We start from the raw sequence: 16,600 nt of genomic DNA on the forward strand, positions 1-16,600 counted from the left end.
CCCGACACGACTGACGCAACGGGGGCCTCGCGGCCCCCGTTTTTGCGTTCAGCCCTCCCTACCGGACCAAGCTCAGACCATGAAGTTCCTCGACGAAGCCAAGATCTGGGTGAAAGCCGGCGACGGAGGCGACGGTGTCGTCGCCTTCCGCCGCGAAAGGTTCATCGAATACGGTGGCCCGGATGGCGGCAATGGCGGCAAGGGCGGCGACATCATCGTGGAGGCCGTCGAAGGCCTGAACACGCTGATCGACTTCCGCTATTCGCAGCATTTCAAGGCCCGCAAGGGCGGCAACGGCGCGGGTTCCGACCGCACCGGCGCGGGCTCCGACGACGTGACGCTGAAGGTGCCCGTCGGCACCGTTATCCTGGCCGAGGACAAGGAAACCGTCCTGGCCGACATGACGCAGGTGGGCCAGCGGGCCACCATCTGCACCGGCGGCGACGGCGGCCATGGCAATGCCCATTTCAAGACCAGCACCAACCGTGCCCCCCGCCGCGCCGACAAGGGCTGGCCGGGCGAGGAACGCTGGATCTGGCTGCGGCTGAAGCTGATCGCCGATGCCGGGCTGGTGGGGCTGCCCAATGCCGGCAAGTCCACCTTCCTGGCCGCCTCCAGCGCCGCCAAGCCGAAGATCGCGGACTATCCCTTCACCACGCTGAACCCGCAGCTCGGCGTCGTGCGGCTGAATGCCACCGAGGAATTCGTGCTGGCCGATATCCCCGGCCTGATCGAGGGCGCGGCGGAAGGCGCCGGGCTCGGCACCCGCTTCCTGGGCCATGTGGAACGCTGCGCCGTGCTGCTGCACCTGATCGACGGCAGCCAGGCCGACCCCGTGCGCGCCTATGAGACCGTGCGGGCGGAGCTGGAGGAATATGGCGGCGGCCTGGCCGACAAGCCCGAGATCCTGGCGCTGAACAAGACCGATGCCATGACGCCCCAGGCCCGCGCCAGTCGTGTGAAGGCGCTGGAGCGCGCCACCGGCCGCCCCGTGCGCCTGATCAGCGGCGTCACCGGCGAAGGCGTGCCCGAGACGCTGCGCCTGCTGGCCGATACCGTCTATCGTGCCCGCGAGGAGGCGACCGAGGCATGATCCCTTCCCTCTCCACCGCGCGGCGCATCGTGGTGAAGATCGGATCTGCTCTGGTGGTGGACCCGGACACGGCCTCCCCCCGCGAAGCCTGGCTTGCCTCCGTCGCCACCGACATTGCCGCGTTGCGGGCAGGCGGGGCCGAGGTTGTGGTGGTCTCCTCCGGCGCCATCTCCCTGGCCCGGCAGGCGCTGGGCCTGACCAAGCGCAAGCTGCGGCTGGAGGAGAAGCAGGCGGCGGCGGCGGTGGGGCAGATCCGGCTGGCCGGCGCCTGGCAGGCGGCGCTTTCCGCGCATGACCTGAATGCCGCGCAGCTGCTGCTGACGCTGGAGGATAGCGAGGACCGTCGCCGCTACCTCAATGCCCGCGCGACGCTGGGCACGCTGCTGGACCTCGGCTGCGTCCCCGTCATCAACGAGAACGACACCGTCGCCACGGCCGAGATCCGCTTCGGCGACAATGACCGTCTGGCCGCCCGCGTGGCGGAGATGATCCAGGCCGACGTTCTGGTGCTGCTCTCGGATATCGACGGCCTCTACACCGCCGATCCGCGCCGCGACCCAGAGGCCAAGCACCTGCCGGTGATCGAGCGCCTGACGGACGACATCATGGCCATGGGTGGCGAGCCGCCGCCCGGCTATTCCTCCGGCGGCATGCGCACCAAGCTGATCGCGGCCCGCATCGCCACCGGTGCCGGCACCGCCATGGCCATTGCCCTGGGGCAGCGGGACAATCCACTGCAGGCGCTGCGCGATGGCGCCCGCTGCACCTGGTTCCTGCCGACGCCGGAGGGCCGCTCGGCCCGCAAGCGCTGGATCGCCGGCTCCCTCGCGCCGCTGGGCGTGCTGCGGGTGGATGCCGGGGCGGCCGGTGCGCTGCGCGGCGGTTCCTCGCTGCTGCCGGCCGGCGTGCGCGCGGTGGAAGGCGCCTTCCATCGCGGCGACCCGGTCGCCGTGCAGGACGAGGGCGGGCATGAGGTGGCCCGCGGCCTTTCCGCCTATGATTCCGAGGCCGCGCGGCAGATCGCCGGCCGGCGCTCAGAGGAAATCGAGACCATATTGGGCTGGCGCGGGCGGGACGAGATCGTCCACCGTGACGACCTGGTGCTGCTGTAACCACTCCCTGGAACAGGAAGAACGGCCGTGAACGCCCTCGCCGATCCCATCGCCCGCCAGCTTGAAGATGCCGCCCGCGCCGCCCGCGCGGCCGCCGGCCAGCTCGCGCGCGCCGGGCGACCGGCGAAGGACCAGGCCCTGCTGGCGGCCGCCAGCGCCATCCGCGCGCGGCAGGAGGCCATCCTGGCCGCCAATGCCGCCGACCTGGAAGCCGCGCCCGGCCTGACCGCCGCCTTCCGCGACCGGCTGGTGCTGAACCCCGCCCGCATCGAGGCCATGGCCAAGGGCCTGGAGGAAGTCGCCGCCCTGCCCGACCCCGTGGGCCGCGTGCTGGCGGAATGGACGCGCCCCAACGGGCTGGTCTTCCGCCGCGTGGCGCAGCCGCTGGGCGTGGTCGGCATGATCTATGAAAGCCGCCCCAACGTGACCGCCGATGCCGCCGCGCTCTGCCTCAAGGCGGGCTCGGCCGTGCTGCTGCGCGGCGGCACTGAGGGCGCGCGCAGCAGCGCCGCCATCCATGCCTGCATGGCCGAAGGGCTCCGCGCCGCCGACCTGCCGGAAGCCGCCGTGCAGATCGCCCCCACCCAGGACCGCGCCTTCGTGGGCGCCATGTTGCGCGCGGCGGGGCTGATCGACCTGATCATCCCGCGCGGCGGCAAGGGGCTGGTGACGCGGGTGATGGAGGAAGCGCGGGTGCCCGTGCTGGCCCATGCCGAGGGCCTTTGCCACACCTATATCCATGCCCGCGCCGACCACGGCATGGCGCGCAGGCTGCTGGCGAATGCCAAGATGCGCCGCACCGGCGTCTGCGGCGCCACCGAGACGCTGCTGATCGACGCCGCCATCGCGCCGGAACTGCTGCCGCTGCTGGTGGAGGACCTCGCGGCGCTGGGCTGTTCCTTCAAGGCGGATGAGCGGGCGCGCTCCATCCTGCCCGCCCTGCCCGTGGCCACCGAAGCGGATTTCGCCACGGAATGGCTGGATTCCATCCTCTCCATCAAGGTGGTGGACGGGGTGGAGAGCGCCCTGGCGCATATCCGCCGCTATGGCAGCGAGCATACGGAAGCCATCGTCACCGAGGATGCCGAGGTCGCCGCCGCCTTTCTCAACGGGCTCGATTCGGCGGTGGGCATGTGGAATGCCTCCACCCAGTTCTGCGATGGCGGCGAATTCGGCTTCGGGGCCGAGATCGGCATTGCCACGGGGCGGCTGCATGCGCGCGGCCCGGTGGCGCTGGAACAGCTCTGCACCTATCGCTACCACGTCATCGGCACCGGCCAGACGCGTGCATAGCGCCATGCCGCTCTTCCGCATCGCGTCCTGAGCCTTTGCGCCCGCCCTTCGAGCCGGCCCGCTTCGGCGACCGGCGCCGCCTGCGCATCGGCCTGCTGGGCGGCAGCTTCAACCCGGCGCATGAAGGGCACCAGCATGTGGCCCGGATGGCGCTGCGGGCGCTGCGGCTGGACCAGGTCTGGATGATGGTCTCGCCCGGCAATCCGCTGAAGCCGGCCAGGGGCATGGCGCCCTTCGCCGAGCGCCTGGCCTCCGCCCGGCGCATGGCGCAGCCGCCGCGCATCCTGGCCACCGGCATCGAGGCAGCGCTGGGCGAGCGCTATAGCGCCCGGACCCTGGCGAAGCTTGCCACGCGCTTTCCGCTGGCCCGCTTCGTCTGGATCATCGGCGCCGACAACCTGTGGCAGTTGCCGCGCTGGCGGCAATGGCAGGCGCTGGTGGCGCAAACGCCGGTGGCGGTGCTGCCCCGCCCGGGCTGGACTCGCAAGGCGCTGGCCGGCCAGGCCGCGCGCCGGCTGCGCCGCTTCCGCCAGAAACGCCCGGGCCAGATGCCGAAACACGGCCCGGCCTGGACCCTGGTGCCGGCGCGGGAGAACAGCGCCAGTGCCACCGCCATCCGCGCGCGCGCAGCCTTGAACGCCCCTGGGGAGAAGGTCCAGGGAATCGATGCTGGCGGGCAACCGCCATCCCGCGCCATACAGATCGCAAATCGCGTAAACGCCGACACAAGAGACTAGAGGACGCCCCATGGCCCGCACCCCCACCAAGCCGCCCGCCGGCAGCAAGCCCAGCCGCAAGCCGGTTGCCACCACCACCGCCCGCGTCCCCGGCAAGGCCGCCACGCTGCGCACCGCCAAGCCGGCCGCCGCCGCCAAGGCACCGGCGCGCAAGCCCGCCGCCAGCGCCGCCGCCCGCCCGGCACGCGAAACCGCCGTGCCCAAGGCCGCCCGCGCCGTGGCCGCCAGCAAGACCGCCGCCGCCGCTTCCAAGGCCCCTGCCCGCACGGCTGGCGCCAAGCCGGCCGCCACCCGCAGCGCCGCCGCGAAGCCGGCCCGCGCGGCCTCCGCCCGCTCCGCCGCGCCGAAGGCCAGCACGCGCAGCAGCACCACCGCCAAGCCCGCGCGGGCGGCCAAGGCCCCCGCGGCCCGCACCGCCACCGCCACCGCCAGCAAGGCGGCGCCCGCCCGCGCTGCCGCCAGCAAGGCTCCGGCCCGCGCGACCGCCGCCAAGGCCACCGGCAGCCGCGCCACCGCCGCCCGACCGGCGGCCAGCCGCAGCGCCAAGCCCGCCGCCGCCGCGCGCCCGGCGGCCAAGCCGGCCCGCGCCGCTGCCCCTAAGGCCGCCGCGCCGCGCAAGGCAGCCGTGCCCCCGGCGCCGAAGTCGGCCCGCGCCACCGCCGCCAAGGCCACCCCGGTCCGCACCGCCAAGCCGGCCGCGCCGCGCAAGAAGCTCTCGCCGCCCGAGATCGACCGCCTGGTGCTGGCCGCCGTGACCAGCCTGGAGGATGACAAGGCCGAGGACATCGTGGTGCTGGATGTCGCCACCCGCGCCACCTTCGCCGACCGCATGGTGATCGCCACAGGCCTGGTGGAGCGGCAGATCCAGGCGATGGCCACGCATGTGGACAAGGCGCTGGGCGAGCTGGGCATCAAGCGCATCCGCACCGAAAGCTCGCCCGACTGGGTGCTGCTGGATGCCGGCGACCTGGTGGTGCACCTCTTCCGCCCGGAAGCGCGCGCCAACTACCGGCTGGAGAAGATGTGGGGCCCCGATAGCCCGGTGGATGGCCCGTTGGGCGATGACGACACCACTATGCCGCCGCTGAGCGAGGAGGATGCCGCCGAGATCGCCGCCGACATGGGCCGCACCGGCATCGACCTCGACGACGAGAGCATGCAGGTCGAGGACGAGGACCATGTCTCCGGCGCGGACATGGGCGAGGACGACCTGAGCGATGACCTCGGCGACGACGTGATCGAGGAGTGAGCCGCGCCCCCCTTCTGCTGGCCGTGGGCCGGCTGAAGCCGGGGCCGGAGGCGGCGCTCTTCGCGCAGCACAATGCCCGCCTGCGCCCGCCGCTGACCGTGAAGGAGATTCCGGAAGCGCGCGGCTCCGCCGCCGAGATCCGGCGGCGGGAAGGCGCGGCGCTGCTGGCGGCGCTGCCGGAAGGCGCGCTGGCCGTGGCCATGGACCTCGGCGGCGCCACGCCGGACAGCGAGGAACTGGCCGCGCTGACCGCGAAATGGGAGGAAAGCGGCCGGGTGGTCGCTTTCGTCATCGGCGGGGCCGAGGGGCTGGACCCCTCGGTGCTGGCGCGGGCGGAGCACAAGCTCTCCCTGGGCCGGCTGACCTGGCCGCATTTCCTGGTGCGGGGGCTGCTGGCCGAGCAGCTCTACCGCGCCCAGGCCATCCGCGCCGGGCATCCCTATCACCGCGCCTGGCGGCCCTGAGGCCGCCTCGCCGGGCTCCGCCCTAGAGGAAGCCCACCCGCCGCAGCATGATACTGGCCGGCTGTACCAGCGCCATGGTCAGGAAGATCCGCACCAGGTGGAAGGCTACCACCACCGGCACTTCCAGCAGCAGCGTCTTGGCGGTGATGGACATCTCGGCCACGCCGCCGGGCGCGGTGGCCAGCACCATGGTCGCCGGGTCCAGCCCGAAGGCATGGCCCAGCGCCAGCCCCAGCAGGGTGCAGAGGCCGGTCAGCAGCAGCACATGCAGCATGGCCCCCGCCATCAGCCGCCCGCCGCCGAGAAAGGCCGCGCGCTCGAACTGCACGCCGAGCTGGGCGCCCAGCAGCACCTGCGCCGCCGCCGTCAGCACCACGGGAATGCCGGTGACGCTGTTGCCCGTGGCGGTGAGCCCGACGCTGACCAGCAGCCCGCCCAGCATCCAGGAATTGCGCATGCCGATGCGCTGCAGCACCACCGCTGCCACCGCCCCGGCGGCCAGCAGCAGCGCGAAGCCGCCCAGGCGGAAATCCTGCGCCACCGCATTTCCGGCCAGGGCCGCGCCGCCCCGCACCCCCAGCAGCGCGAAGGCGGTGGGCACCAGCACCACCACCCCCACCACGCGCAGCAGCTGCGCGATGGCCACCGCCGTGGGGCGGGCGCCATAGGCCTCGCCGATCAGGCTCATCTCCGCCACGCCACCCGGGATGGAGCCGAAGAGGGCACTGGCCTTGTCCATCCGCGCCAGCCGTCCCAGCAGCGGCGACAGCAGCACGCCCAGGGCCAGGGTCAGCAAGGCACTGGCCACCACCAGCAGCCCATGCTGCGCGATATGCCCGGACGCCTCGGGGGTGAAGAACAGCCCCAGCGCGCAGCCCACCACCAGCATGCCGCCGTTGCGCAGCGGCTGGCTGGCCTGCACCGGCAGCCCGGACAGCCGCCCCAGCGCCACGAAGGCCAATGCCCCCAGCAGCCAGGGCAGCGGCGTGTGCAGGGAAAAGAAGGCCAGCCCGCCCAGCGCCGCCAGCCCGTAGCACAGCAGATACGCACCCGCCCCGCGCCAGGAGGGAGATGGCGGCGCGCGGAGGAAGGAGAGGCGATTCGGCATGTTGCGATGCAGATTACCTGCCCCGGCCGACACCGCCATCCCACCAGGGCTCCGCTAATGACTTCATGCTGTGCTCAAGGTGCCTTCAGTTCCGCCGCGGCCGCAGCCGTGCTAGGGCGCGCATTCCCATGATCCTGCACCCATGTTCCGCGCGCTGATCCGCCACCCCGCCACCCAGGCCTTCCTGGCGGGACTGATCGGCCGCTATCTCGCCTTCTGCTACCGCACCACCCGCTGGTCCCTGATCGGCGAGGAGCACATGCGCCCCTATGCCGAGAGCGGCGCCCCCATCATCGTCGCCTTCTGGCATGAACGCCTGCCGATGATGCCGATGCTCTGGACCACCGTGGCCAAGGCCTTCCCCGGGGCCGCGCATTGGCAGCCGCATGTGCTGGTCTCCCGCCACCGCGACGGCCGCTTCATCGGCGAGATCGTGGCGCGCTTCCGACTTGTGATGATCCATGGCTCCACCTCGCGCGGCGGTGCCGCGGCGCTGCGGTCGCTGACGCGCGTGCTGCGCGGCGGCAGCCCGGTGGCCATCACGCCGGATGGCCCGCGCGGCCCGCGCCGGGTGCCGGCGGAAGGCGTGGCGCAGCTGGCCGCCTTCGCCAAGGTGCCGGTGGTGCCGACGGCCGCCGCCACCACGCGCCACCGCCTGCTGCCGAGTTGGGACCGCATGATGCTGCCCCTGCCCTTCGCGCGCGGCGTGCTGGTCTGCGGCCCCGCCATCAGGGTGGAAACGGCGGATGACGCGGCGCTGGCCGCCATCGGCGCGGCGCTGACCGAGGCCTGCGGCACCGCCGATGCCTGGGCCGCCGGCCGCACGGCGCCGGAGAGCCGCCGCGTATGAACTGGGGCCAGTGGCTGAGCCGGCTGGCGGGCACGCTCGCGGGGCCGGTGCTGCCGCCGCTGCTGCGCCGCCGCGCCGCCCAGGGCAAGGAACTGGCGCCCCGGCTGCGGGAGCGGAAGGGCTTCGGCGCCGCCCGGCCGCAGGGTCTGCTGATCTGGCTGCATGCGGCCAGCGTGGGCGAAAGCCTGTCCCTGGTGCCGCTGATGGAGGCCCTGGTGGCGCGGCAGCCGGCGCTGCATCTGCTGGTGACCACCGGCACCGTCACCTCCGCCGCCCTGCTGAAGCGCCGGCTGCCCGCCGCGGTGGCGGCGCGCGTCATCCACCGCTTCGCGCCGCTGGACGTACCGCGCTGGATCGACCGCTTCCTGGATGGCTGGCGGCCGGATGCCGTGGCCATCGCCGAAAGCGAGATCTGGCCCAACCGCACCTATGCGCTGGCGGCACGCGGCATCCCGGCCGCCCTGGTCAATGCCCGCATCTCGCCGCGCTCGGCGGCGGCCTGGGGGCGCTGGGCACCGGGGCTGGCGCGGGACCTGCTGGGCCATTTCGCGCTGGTGATGGCGCAGAGCGAGGATGACGCCGCCCGGCTGCGCGCCCTGGGTGCCTCCGGCGCCATCTGCCGCGGCAACCTGAAGGCCGCCGCCGCCCCCCTGCCGGTGGAGGTGGCGGAACTGGCGCGGATGCGCGCCATCCTGGGCCGCCGCCCGGTGCTGCTGGCCGCCAGCACGCATCCGGGGGAGGACGCGGTGGTGATCGCGGCGCATCGCGCCATGGCGCCGCGCCTGCCGGGCCTGCTGACGGTCATCGCCCCCCGCCACCCGCAGCGGGGGCCGGAGATCGCCGCCCTGGCCGCCCCGCTGCCCACGGCCCTGCGCAGCGAGGGCGGGCTGCCCGAGGCCGGTGTCGAGGTCTATGTCGCCGATACGCTGGGCGAGATGGGGTTGTTCTTCCGCCTGGCGCCGGCGGGGCTGGGCGTCACGCTGATCGGCGGCTCCCTGGTGCCCAAGGGCGGGCATAACCCGCTGGAGCCGGCGCGGCTGGGCAGCCCGGTGCTGCTGGGTCCCGATACGAGCCACTTCCGCGAAGTGGCGGACGACCTTCTGGCCGCCGGCGGCGCCCTGCGCGTGGGTGATGCGGTGACGCTGGCAGAAACCGCGACGGACGTGCTAACGAATCCGGAGCGGGCGTCCGGAATGGCGCGCGCCGCGGCGACGATCGCCGATAATGCCGCCCACCTGCCGGATGAACTGGCAGAGGCGATTCTGGGTTTGCTGCCCTCCGGCCCCGGCCTCGCGCCAGAGGCCTAGAATGGGAAAGGATGGTTCAGGGCTGATGCGTGCCCCCGACTTCTGGAGCGGGGGCGGCGGGGGAATTGCGCCCTTGCTGCTCTCGCCAATCGCCGCGATCTATGCCGCCGCGACCGCGCGCCGGGTGGCCAAGCCTGGCTGGCAGGCCCCGGTGCCCGTCATCTGCTGCGGCAATGCCAGCGCCGGCGGCGCCGGCAAGACCACCGTGGCGCTGGATATCGGCCAGCGCCTGTCCAACCGCGGCGTGGCCGCGCATTTCCTGACCCGCGGCTACGGCGGCACCCTGAAGGGCCCCGCGCTGGTGGACCCCGACAAGCACGACAGCAAGGCCGTGGGGGACGAGGCGCTGCTGCTGGCCAGCATCCGCCCCACCTGGGTGGCCGGAGACCGCCAGGCCGGTGCCCGCGCCGCCATTGCCGGCGGTGCCCAGGCCCTGGTGATGGATGACGGGCTGCAGAACCCGGGGCTGGTCAAGGACCTCTCGCTGCTGGTGGTGGACGGCAACTACGGCTTCGGCAATGGCCGCATCATCCCCGCCGGTCCGTTGCGGGAGCCGGTGGCCGCCGCCGCCGCCCGCTGCCGTGCCGCCGTGCTGATCGGCAAGGACGAAAGCAACGTGCAGGCGCAACTGCCGCCCAACCTGCCGGTGCTGCGCGCCCGGCTGGTGCCGGGGCCGGAATCCGAGGTGCTGGCGGGCCAGCCGGTTTTCGCCTTCTGCGGCATCGCCAATCCGCGCAAGTTCTTCAATTCCTTGCAGGAGGTGGGCGCGGTAATCGCCGGGCGCATGCCCTATGCCGACCACTACCCCTTCGATGCCGGCGACCTGCGCGAGTTGCTGGCCGAGGCCGACCGGCTGCGCGCCATCCCCATCACCACCGCCAAGGATTTCGTGCGCATCCCGCCCGCCTTCCGCAGCCGGGTGAAGGTGCTGACGGTGCGCCTGCAATGGGAAGAGCCGCTGGCGATCGAGGCGCTGCTGGACCCGCTGGCGCAGCGGGTGCCGGTTCCAGCCTGAGGAACTTTTCCTTAAAATACATCCATTTATAGTAAAATTAACTCCATCTCTGGCCTGAGGCTCTTGGCGGCACGGGAAGGTTCGGGTTTGCCTGGGCCGCCTGCCCGTTGATCCGCCTGTCCTGAAGTGCCCGCTCTCCCAGCGCGTCATGTTCCGGCGGAGCGCCGGACCGGTCCTGCACCCTGAAGCAAGGAACGGTGATGCCCTCCTCCACCCGCCGCCAGTTGCTCGCCGCGACGGCGCTGGTCGGCCTGACCTCCACGGCCATTGGCCGGGAGATCACAGGCCGGCTGCCCTGGACGCCGAATGAAGCCTATCCCCCCGACATCGCCCGCCCCGGCGGCTGGCACTACCTGACGGCGGAGGAGGCGGCGACGCTGGATGCCATCGTCGAGCGTCTGATTCCCGCCGACGAGCATGGTCCCAGCGGCAAGGATGCCGGCTGCACCGTCTTCATCGACCGCCAGCTCGCCGGCCCCTGGGGCAGCTACGAGTGGTACTACATGCGGCCGCCCTTCGCGGAGAAGCCGCTGCCCTTCCAGGGCATCCAGTCGCCGATGGTGCCGCGCGACCAGTACCGCAACGGCATCGCGGCGCTGAACGCGCATGTCGCGCAGCAGTTCGGCGGCAAGCGCTTCGAGCAGCTCGATGCCACGCAGCGGGACACGCTGCTGGTGTCGCTGGAGAAGGGCGAGGTCGCCTTCGCCAATTTCAAGGCGCCGCTGTTCGACGCGAAGATGTTCTTCGACATCGTGCTGCAGAACACCATGGAGGGCTATTTCGCGGACCCCGCCTATGGCGGCAACCGCGACATGGCCGGCTGGAAGATGATCGGCTTCCCCGGCACCCGCTACGACTTCCGGGATGTGCTGGAGAAGCCCGGCCAGAAATACACCCTGCCGCCGGTCTCGATCATCGGCCGCCCCGAATGGAATGGACGCCCCGCATGACCCGCCTGCCCAAGAAGGATGTCGTCATCGTCGGGCTGGGCTGGACCGGCTCGATCATGGCGCTGGAACTGGCCAAGCAGGGCCTGGATGTCGTCGCCATCGAGCGCGGCCCCTGGCGCGACACCGCCGCCGACTACAACATCGGCACCGCGCCGGACGAGCTGCGCTACGCCATCCGCCAGGATATCTTCCTGCGCCCGGCGCAGGATACGCAGACCGCGCGCAACAAGCTGGACCAGGTGGCGCTGCCCATCCGCAAATACGGCTCCTACCTGCCGGGCAATGGCGTGGGCGGCGCGGGCGTGCACTGGAACGGCCATACCTGGCGCTTCATGCCGAGTGACTTCGAGCTGCGCAGCCATCTGACGGGCCGCTACGGCGCCGGTTTCATTCCCGAGGATTGCACCATCCAGGACTGGCCCGTCTCCTATGACGAGCTGGAGCCGCATTACGATTTCTTCGAGAAGGTCTGCGGCATCTCCGGCAAGGCCGGCAACCTGAAGGGTGTGATCCAGCCCGGCGGCAATCCCTTCGAGGGCTGGCGCTCGGATGAGTATCCGACCAAGCCGCTGAAGATGAACCTGGCGCAGACCATGTTCCAGAAGGCGGCGACGGATCTGGGCCTGCATCCCTTCCCGCTGCCATCGGGCAATATCTCCGAGGCCTATACCAACCCCTACGGCGTCCGCATGGCGCCCTGCACCTATTGCGGCTTCTGCGAGTGGTTCGGCTGCGCCAACTATTCCAAGTCCTCGCCACAGACCTGCGTGCTGCCGGCGCTGGTGCGCCAGCCGAATTTCGAGGCCCGCACGCTCTGCGAGGTGACCAAGGTCAACACCACGCCGGACGGCAAGATGGCCACCGGCGTCACCTACGTTGATTCCGCCGGGCGGGAATGGGAACAGCCGGCGGAGATGGTGCTGCTCTGCGCCTATGGCATCTTCAACGTGCGGCTGCTGATGCTCTCGGGCCTCGGCACGCAATACGACCCGCAGACCGGCAAGGGCACGCTGGGGCGCAACTATGCCTACCAGACCAATGCCGGCACCACGGGCTATTTCGACAAGGATGTCTACTTCAATCCCTTCGCCGGCGCCGGCTCGCTCGGCATGATGGCCGACGACTTCAACGGCGATGTCTTCGACCATGGGCCGCTGGGCTTCATCGGCGGCGCCAACCTGAACTGCACCACCACCAATGGCCGCCCCATCACCAGCCGGCCGACGCCGCCGGGCACGCCGCGCTGGGGTGCCGAATGGAAGAAGGCGACGGCCGAGACCTATGGCCATGTCACCACGGTGGGCAGCCAGGGCAGTTCCTATTCCTACCGCGATGTCTATATGGACCTCGACCCCACCTACAAGGACCGGCTCGGGCGGCCGCTGTCGCGCATCACCTTCGAGTTCAAGGAGAACGAGCTGAAGATGTCGCGCTTCATCGTGGAGCGCACGGCCGAGATCATGCAGGCCATGGGCGCCAAGCAGATGGTGAAGGGCGGCAAGGCGGCCACCTGGAACGTCGTGCCCTACCAGACCACGCACAACACCGGCGGCGCGGTGATGAGCAAGACGCCGGAGGATGGCGTGGTCAACCGCTACACGCAGCACTGGGACGTGCCGAATCTCTTCGTCTCCGGCGCCTGCCTGTTTCCGCAGAATGCCGGCTACAACCCGACGGGCACGGTGGGCGCGCTGACCTACTGGGCGCTGGACGCCATCAAGAACCAGTATCTCAAGAACCCCGGCCAGCCGCTGGTGCAGGCATGATGCGGCGCGCCCTTCTCGCGGCCACGCTGCTGGCCGCTTCCGTGCTGGGCGCCAACAGCGCCAAGGCGGACCCCGACAATTTCACCGAGGTGGAGCGCGGCAAGTACCTCGCCATCGCCGGCGACTGCATGGCCTGCCACATCGGCGCCGATGGCAAGTCAATGTCCGGCGGACACCTGCTGGAAACGCCCTTCGGCAAGATCTCGGTGCCGAACATCACGCCGGACGAGGAAACCGGCCTGGGGCTCTGGAGCGCGGAGGATTTCCACCGCGCCATGCATGAGGGCAAGCGGCCGGACGGCACGCATCTCTACCCCGCCTTCCCTTATCCGGACTTCACCAAGATCTCGCGGGCCGACAATGACGCGATCTTCGCCTATCTTCAGGCGCTGCCGCCGGTGCACAACCGGGTGGATCGCGACACCCTGCCCTTCCCCTTCAACATCCGCATGTTGATGGCCGGCTGGAACATGCTGAACTTCGAGCCTGGCGAGTTCCGCCCGGACCCGCAGAAGTCGCCGGAATACAACCGCGGCGCTTTCTTGGTGGAAGGCCCGGCGCATTGCGGCCTCTGCCACACGCCGCGCAACATCATGGGCGGCGACAAGGACAGCGAGCTGCTGCAGGGCGCCACGCTGCAAGGCTGGTTCGCGCCCAACCTGACCATGGACAAGCGCCTGGGCCTGGGTGACTGGTCGGAGGAGGAACTGATCGCCTATCTCCGCACCGGCCGCAACGACCGCGCCGCCGCCAGCGGCCCGATGGCCGAGGTGGTCGCCTATTCCACCAGCCAGATGACCGATGCCGACCTCAAGGCCATCGCGGTCTATCTGCGGGAGAATGGGCGGGCGGCGACTACCTCGGGCAACACCACGCCCCTGGCCGCCGATGACTCGCGCATGCGCACGGGCGAGGCGATCTATGCCGATACCTGCAAGGCCTGCCATGTCGCCGACGGCAGCGGCGTCTCCCGCATGTTCCCGCGCCTGGCCAACAACCAGTTGGTGCAGCAGGGCGACCCGACTGGCGTGCTGCGGGTGATCCTGCAGGGCGCGCAATCGGCCGCCACGCCGCTCTCGGTCACGGCGCCTTCCATGCCGTCGCTGGGCTGGCGCCTGAACGACCAGCAGGTGGCGGATGTGGCGACCTATATCCGCAATGCCTGGGGCAATGCTGCGCCCGCCGTGACGGCCGATCAGGTGCGGAAGATGCGGGAACTGACGGCCGTGCGGCCGAACTGAGCACCGCGTAAAAGAGGGGGAGCACCCGGCAATGGTACTCCCCCATCCCATGTCAGCCCCGGCGGGGCAGTTTCAGCAACCGCTTCACGACCTGGCTGGCATGAAAGGCAGGACCTTCCCCGGCAGGCCGGCAGAGGATGCAAGAATATTGTCCCCTGCTTCATGATGCCGCCACCATGCACAGCCCCCCGCCTGGTGAGGGAGGGGCGGCAGCACCCCGGCGGAGATCCGGCGCAGCATCCTGGCCTCCCTGCCCATCGCGCTGAGCATGGTCCCGGCTGGGCTGCTGCGGCTGGCGCTGGGCTAGGCCGGGCGCTTCAGCGTGGCCAGCTTGGCCAGCACCTGCTCCACCGTCAGCGCCGAGAGCGGCACCTGCCGCACCCAGGCCGAGACCGGCCCGCGCGGCGCGGCCAGGGCCGGGTCGCTGTCGCCGCCGAAGACCGTCAGCGTCGGGCAGCCGGCGGCGGCGGCCAGATGCGTGGGGCCGGTGTCATTGCCGATGGCCGCCGCCGCCCGCCGCGCCAGGGCGCCGATCTGCGCCAGGCTGGTGCGGCCGGTCAGGTCCAGCCCATCCGGCCGGGCGCGCAGGATCTCGGCGGCCAGCGGCGCCTCGGCGGGGCCGCCCAGCACCACGGGGGGCGCCTGCAGCCGCATCGCCAGCTCGGCGAAGCGCGCCACCGGCCAGCGCTTGCCCGGCCGCCCAGGCGAGGCCCCCGGCACCAGCAGCACGAAGCACGGCGGCAGGTTGAAATCCGCCAGGGGGTCATCCAGCCAGTCCAAGGCCGGCGGCGGAAAGTCGCGAATGCCGGCGATAGCAAGCTGTTCCCGCTGCCGCTCCAGCGTATGCAGCGCATTCCGGTTCGGGTTCACCCGGTGGTGGCTTTCCACTCCTGACCAGGCCGCCCGCCCCGTGAACCAGCGATAGCGGGAGGAACGGGAGGAGGTCTGCAGGTCGTAGACCCTGCCAAAGCCCGCCCGCCGCAGCCGCCAGGCCAGCCGCGCCACGGCGCGCAGATCGGACCAGTCCGGGCGGCCATCGTCCCAGATCTCGTCGAACCAGGGGGCGCGGCGCAGCAGCGGCGCGAAGGGCGCCGTGGTCAGCAGCGTGATATGGGCGCCGGGATGGTGCGCGCGAATAGCGGCGAAGGGCGTGAAGGCCTGCACCACATCGCCCAGCGCCGCCAGCTTGATGACGAGGATGCGCTCGCTCACAGCAATTCCCGATACACCGAGAGGGTGGCCCGCTGCATGGCGGCGGTGGTGTAGTGCTCCAGCACCATGGCACGGCCCTGGGCGCCGATGCGGGCGCATTCCGCCGCCGGCAGGGCCAGGGCGCGGGTGATGGCGGCGGCCAGCGCCGGCGCATCGCCCGGCGGGGTGCGCCAGCCGGTCTCGCCTTCCAGCACCGTCTCGCGCGGGGCGCCGAGGTCGGAGGCGATGACCGGGCATTCCATCGCCTGGGCTTCCACGATGGTGCGGCCGAAGGCCTCGGCATCGGTGGAGCAGTGCAGCGCCAGGTCGGCGAGGCGGAAGGCGGCGGGCAGGTCGTCGCAATGGCCGGGCATGGCGACATCGCCGCCCAGCCCCAGCGCCACGATCTGCTGCCGCAATTCGGCGGCGAAAGCCCCGCGCCCCTCGTCGCCGACCAGGATTGCGAAGGGGCGCGGCGCCGGCAGCATGGCCAGGGCGCGCAGCAGCACCTCCTGCCCCTTCCAGCGCGAGATGCGCCCCGGCAGCAGCAGCACCGGCCGCCCTTCCGGCACGCCCCAGGCCGCCCGCAGCGCCGCCACCCGCGCCTCGGGCACCGTGGCGGGGTCGAAGCGCCGCATGTCCACCCCGCGCGGAATGACGCGGATGCGCGCCGGGTCCGTGCCATGCCGCTCTCGCAGCAGGGTGGCGATGAACTGGCTGATGGCGATCACCCGCTCCCCCCGCGCCATGACGGAATTGTAGAGCCGCTTGCCGGGGAAGCCCTCGTTATAGGTGCCGTGATAGGTGGTGACGAAATGCGCGCCGGTTCGCCGCGCCGCCATCAGCGCCGCCCAGGCGGGAAAGCGGCTGCGGGCATGCAGGATGCCGATCCGCTCCGCCCGCACCAGAGCCGCCAGGGCGCCGGCCTGCCGCAGCAGCGCCCCGGGGGATTTCTGGTCCAGCGGCAGCGTCACGTGCCGGCCGCCGCGCGCTTCCAGTTCCGCCACCATGCGGCCGCCGGCGGAGGCGACGAAGGGGCGGAAGCCGGCGGCGGCCAGGGCCTCGGCGATTTCGATGGTGCCGCGTTCCACCCCGCCCGCATTGAGCGCGGGCAGCACCTGCAGCACGGCGGGGCTTTGATCTGGCATGGGCGCCGCATTAGCGCCCTGGCACGGGAATGTCAGCCCAGCCCCGCGCGCCGCCCGCGCCACACGCCGTGCCGGT

Annotated in this window: 14 protein-coding genes and 1 pseudogene; 12 read left to right on the forward strand and 3 right to left on the reverse strand. The window is 71.6% G+C overall.

The features are described from left to right. Positions 1-79 precede the first annotated feature (79 nt). From obgE to EBE87_RS04195, 6 genes and pseudogenes are all read left to right on the forward strand, one after another. On the forward strand, positions 80-1,093 hold the full coding sequence (obgE, locus tag EBE87_RS04170; RefSeq protein ID WP_120639431.1) for a GTPase ObgE: 1,014 nt from the start codon (positions 80-82) through the stop codon (positions 1,091-1,093). After that, positions 1,090-2,205 carry a glutamate 5-kinase gene (proB, locus tag EBE87_RS04175; protein WP_120639430.1) on the forward strand — a complete coding sequence of 372 codons (1,116 nt, stop codon included), beginning with the start codon at positions 1,090-1,092 and terminating at the stop codon, positions 2,203-2,205. The genes obgE and proB overlap by 4 nt, the downstream gene beginning before the upstream one ends. A gap of 27 nt (positions 2,206-2,232) precedes the next feature. Further along, a complete protein-coding gene (locus EBE87_RS04180; RefSeq protein WP_122139892.1) occupies positions 2,233-3,498 on the forward strand; it encodes a glutamate-5-semialdehyde dehydrogenase in 1,266 nt (421 codons plus the stop codon). A gap of 35 nt (positions 3,499-3,533) precedes the next feature. Then, a complete protein-coding gene (locus tag EBE87_RS04185) occupies positions 3,534-4,235 on the forward strand; it encodes a nicotinate-nucleotide adenylyltransferase (protein WP_120641216.1) in 702 nt (233 codons plus the stop codon). Positions 4,236-4,860: 625 nt separating this feature from the next. Beyond that, positions 4,861-5,280 (forward strand): annotated as a pseudogene (rsfS, locus tag EBE87_RS29625) (ribosome silencing factor); the annotation flags it as partial. Positions 5,281-5,480: 200 nt separating this feature from the next. Beyond that, the gene (locus EBE87_RS04195; RefSeq protein ID WP_233553536.1) at positions 5,481-5,948 is read left to right on the forward strand and encodes a 23S rRNA (pseudouridine(1915)-N(3))-methyltransferase RlmH; all 468 of its coding nucleotides are present in this window, start codon (positions 5,481-5,483) and stop codon (positions 5,946-5,948) included. A 22-nt stretch (positions 5,949-5,970) separates the two neighbouring features. Here EBE87_RS04195 and EBE87_RS04200 read toward each other — a convergent pair whose 3' ends face one another. Beyond that, on the reverse strand, positions 5,971-7,056 hold the full coding sequence (locus tag EBE87_RS04200; protein ID WP_158601080.1) for an AbrB family transcriptional regulator: 1,086 nt from the start codon (positions 7,054-7,056) through the stop codon (positions 5,971-5,973). Between the two features lie 142 nt (positions 7,057-7,198). On the opposite strand from EBE87_RS04200, the gene EBE87_RS04205 reads away from it, so the two are divergent. The 6 genes from EBE87_RS04205 (at position 7,199) to EBE87_RS04230 (ending at position 14,185) form a co-directional block, all read left to right on the forward strand. Then, positions 7,199-7,906, forward strand: a complete 708-nt coding sequence (locus EBE87_RS04205; protein WP_122139893.1) for a lysophospholipid acyltransferase family protein — start codon at positions 7,199-7,201, stop codon at positions 7,904-7,906. Next, positions 7,903-9,213, forward strand: a complete 1,311-nt coding sequence (locus tag EBE87_RS04210) for a 3-deoxy-D-manno-octulosonic acid transferase (RefSeq protein WP_122139894.1) — start codon at positions 7,903-7,905, stop codon at positions 9,211-9,213. The genes EBE87_RS04205 and EBE87_RS04210 overlap by 4 nt, the downstream gene beginning before the upstream one ends. A 25-nt stretch (positions 9,214-9,238) precedes the next feature. Further along, entirely contained in the window at positions 9,239-10,228 is a 990-nt protein-coding gene (lpxK, locus tag EBE87_RS04215; protein ID WP_120640774.1) for a tetraacyldisaccharide 4'-kinase, read from the forward strand. Positions 10,229-10,428: 200 nt separating this feature from the next. Continuing rightward, entirely contained in the window at positions 10,429-11,178 is a 750-nt protein-coding gene (locus EBE87_RS04220; RefSeq protein WP_120640773.1) for a gluconate 2-dehydrogenase subunit 3 family protein, read from the forward strand. Continuing rightward, a complete protein-coding gene (locus tag EBE87_RS04225) occupies positions 11,175-12,944 on the forward strand; it encodes a GMC family oxidoreductase (protein ID WP_233553456.1) in 1,770 nt (589 codons plus the stop codon). The genes EBE87_RS04220 and EBE87_RS04225 overlap by 4 nt, the downstream gene beginning before the upstream one ends. After that, positions 12,941-14,185 carry a c-type cytochrome gene (locus EBE87_RS04230; protein WP_233553455.1) on the forward strand — a complete coding sequence of 415 codons (1,245 nt, stop codon included), beginning with the start codon at positions 12,941-12,943 and terminating at the stop codon, positions 14,183-14,185. Before EBE87_RS04225 ends, EBE87_RS04230 begins: the two co-directional genes overlap by 4 nt. A gap of 303 nt (positions 14,186-14,488) precedes the next feature. On the opposite strand, the gene EBE87_RS04235 is transcribed toward EBE87_RS04230, so the two are convergent. Next, the gene (locus tag EBE87_RS04235) at positions 14,489-15,397 is read right to left on the reverse strand and encodes a glycosyltransferase family 9 protein (RefSeq protein ID WP_233560028.1); all 909 of its coding nucleotides are present in this window, start codon (positions 15,395-15,397) and stop codon (positions 14,489-14,491) included. Then, entirely contained in the window at positions 15,394-16,524 is a 1,131-nt protein-coding gene (locus EBE87_RS04240) for a glycosyltransferase family 4 protein (protein WP_120641028.1), read from the reverse strand. The genes EBE87_RS04235 and EBE87_RS04240 overlap by 4 nt, the downstream gene beginning before the upstream one ends. Positions 16,525-16,600: the final 76 nt, after the last annotated feature.

Source organism: Teichococcus wenyumeiae (genome assembly GCF_003696345.1).
In the GTDB taxonomy this organism is placed as follows: domain Bacteria; phylum Pseudomonadota; class Alphaproteobacteria; order Acetobacterales; family Acetobacteraceae; genus Pseudoroseomonas; species Pseudoroseomonas wenyumeiae.

Bases quoted from the DNA above. Each gene is read 5' to 3' on its own strand.
- lpxK (WP_120640774.1), top strand. From the start codon at position 9,239: ATGCGTGCCCCCGACTTCTGGAGCGGGGGCGGCGGGGGAATTGCGCCC.
- proB (WP_120639430.1), top strand. From the start codon at position 1,090: ATGATCCCTTCCCTCTCCACCGCGCGGCGCATCGTGGTGAAGATCGGA.
- obgE (WP_120639431.1), top strand. From the start codon at position 80: ATGAAGTTCCTCGACGAAGCCAAGATCTGGGTGAAAGCCGGCGACGGA.
- EBE87_RS04240 (WP_120641028.1), bottom strand. From the start codon at position 16,524: ATGCCAGATCAAAGCCCCGCCGTGCTGCAGGTGCTGCCCGCGCTCAAT.
- EBE87_RS04205 (WP_122139893.1), top strand. From the start codon at position 7,199: ATGTTCCGCGCGCTGATCCGCCACCCCGCCACCCAGGCCTTCCTGGCG.
- EBE87_RS04210 (WP_122139894.1), top strand. From the start codon at position 7,903: ATGAACTGGGGCCAGTGGCTGAGCCGGCTGGCGGGCACGCTCGCGGGG.
- EBE87_RS04230 (WP_233553455.1), top strand. From the start codon at position 12,941: ATGATGCGGCGCGCCCTTCTCGCGGCCACGCTGCTGGCCGCTTCCGTG.
- EBE87_RS04200 (WP_158601080.1), bottom strand. From the start codon at position 7,056: ATGCCGAATCGCCTCTCCTTCCTCCGCGCGCCGCCATCTCCCTCCTGG.
- EBE87_RS04225 (WP_233553456.1), top strand. From the start codon at position 11,175: ATGACCCGCCTGCCCAAGAAGGATGTCGTCATCGTCGGGCTGGGCTGG.
- EBE87_RS04220 (WP_120640773.1), top strand. From the start codon at position 10,429: ATGCCCTCCTCCACCCGCCGCCAGTTGCTCGCCGCGACGGCGCTGGTC.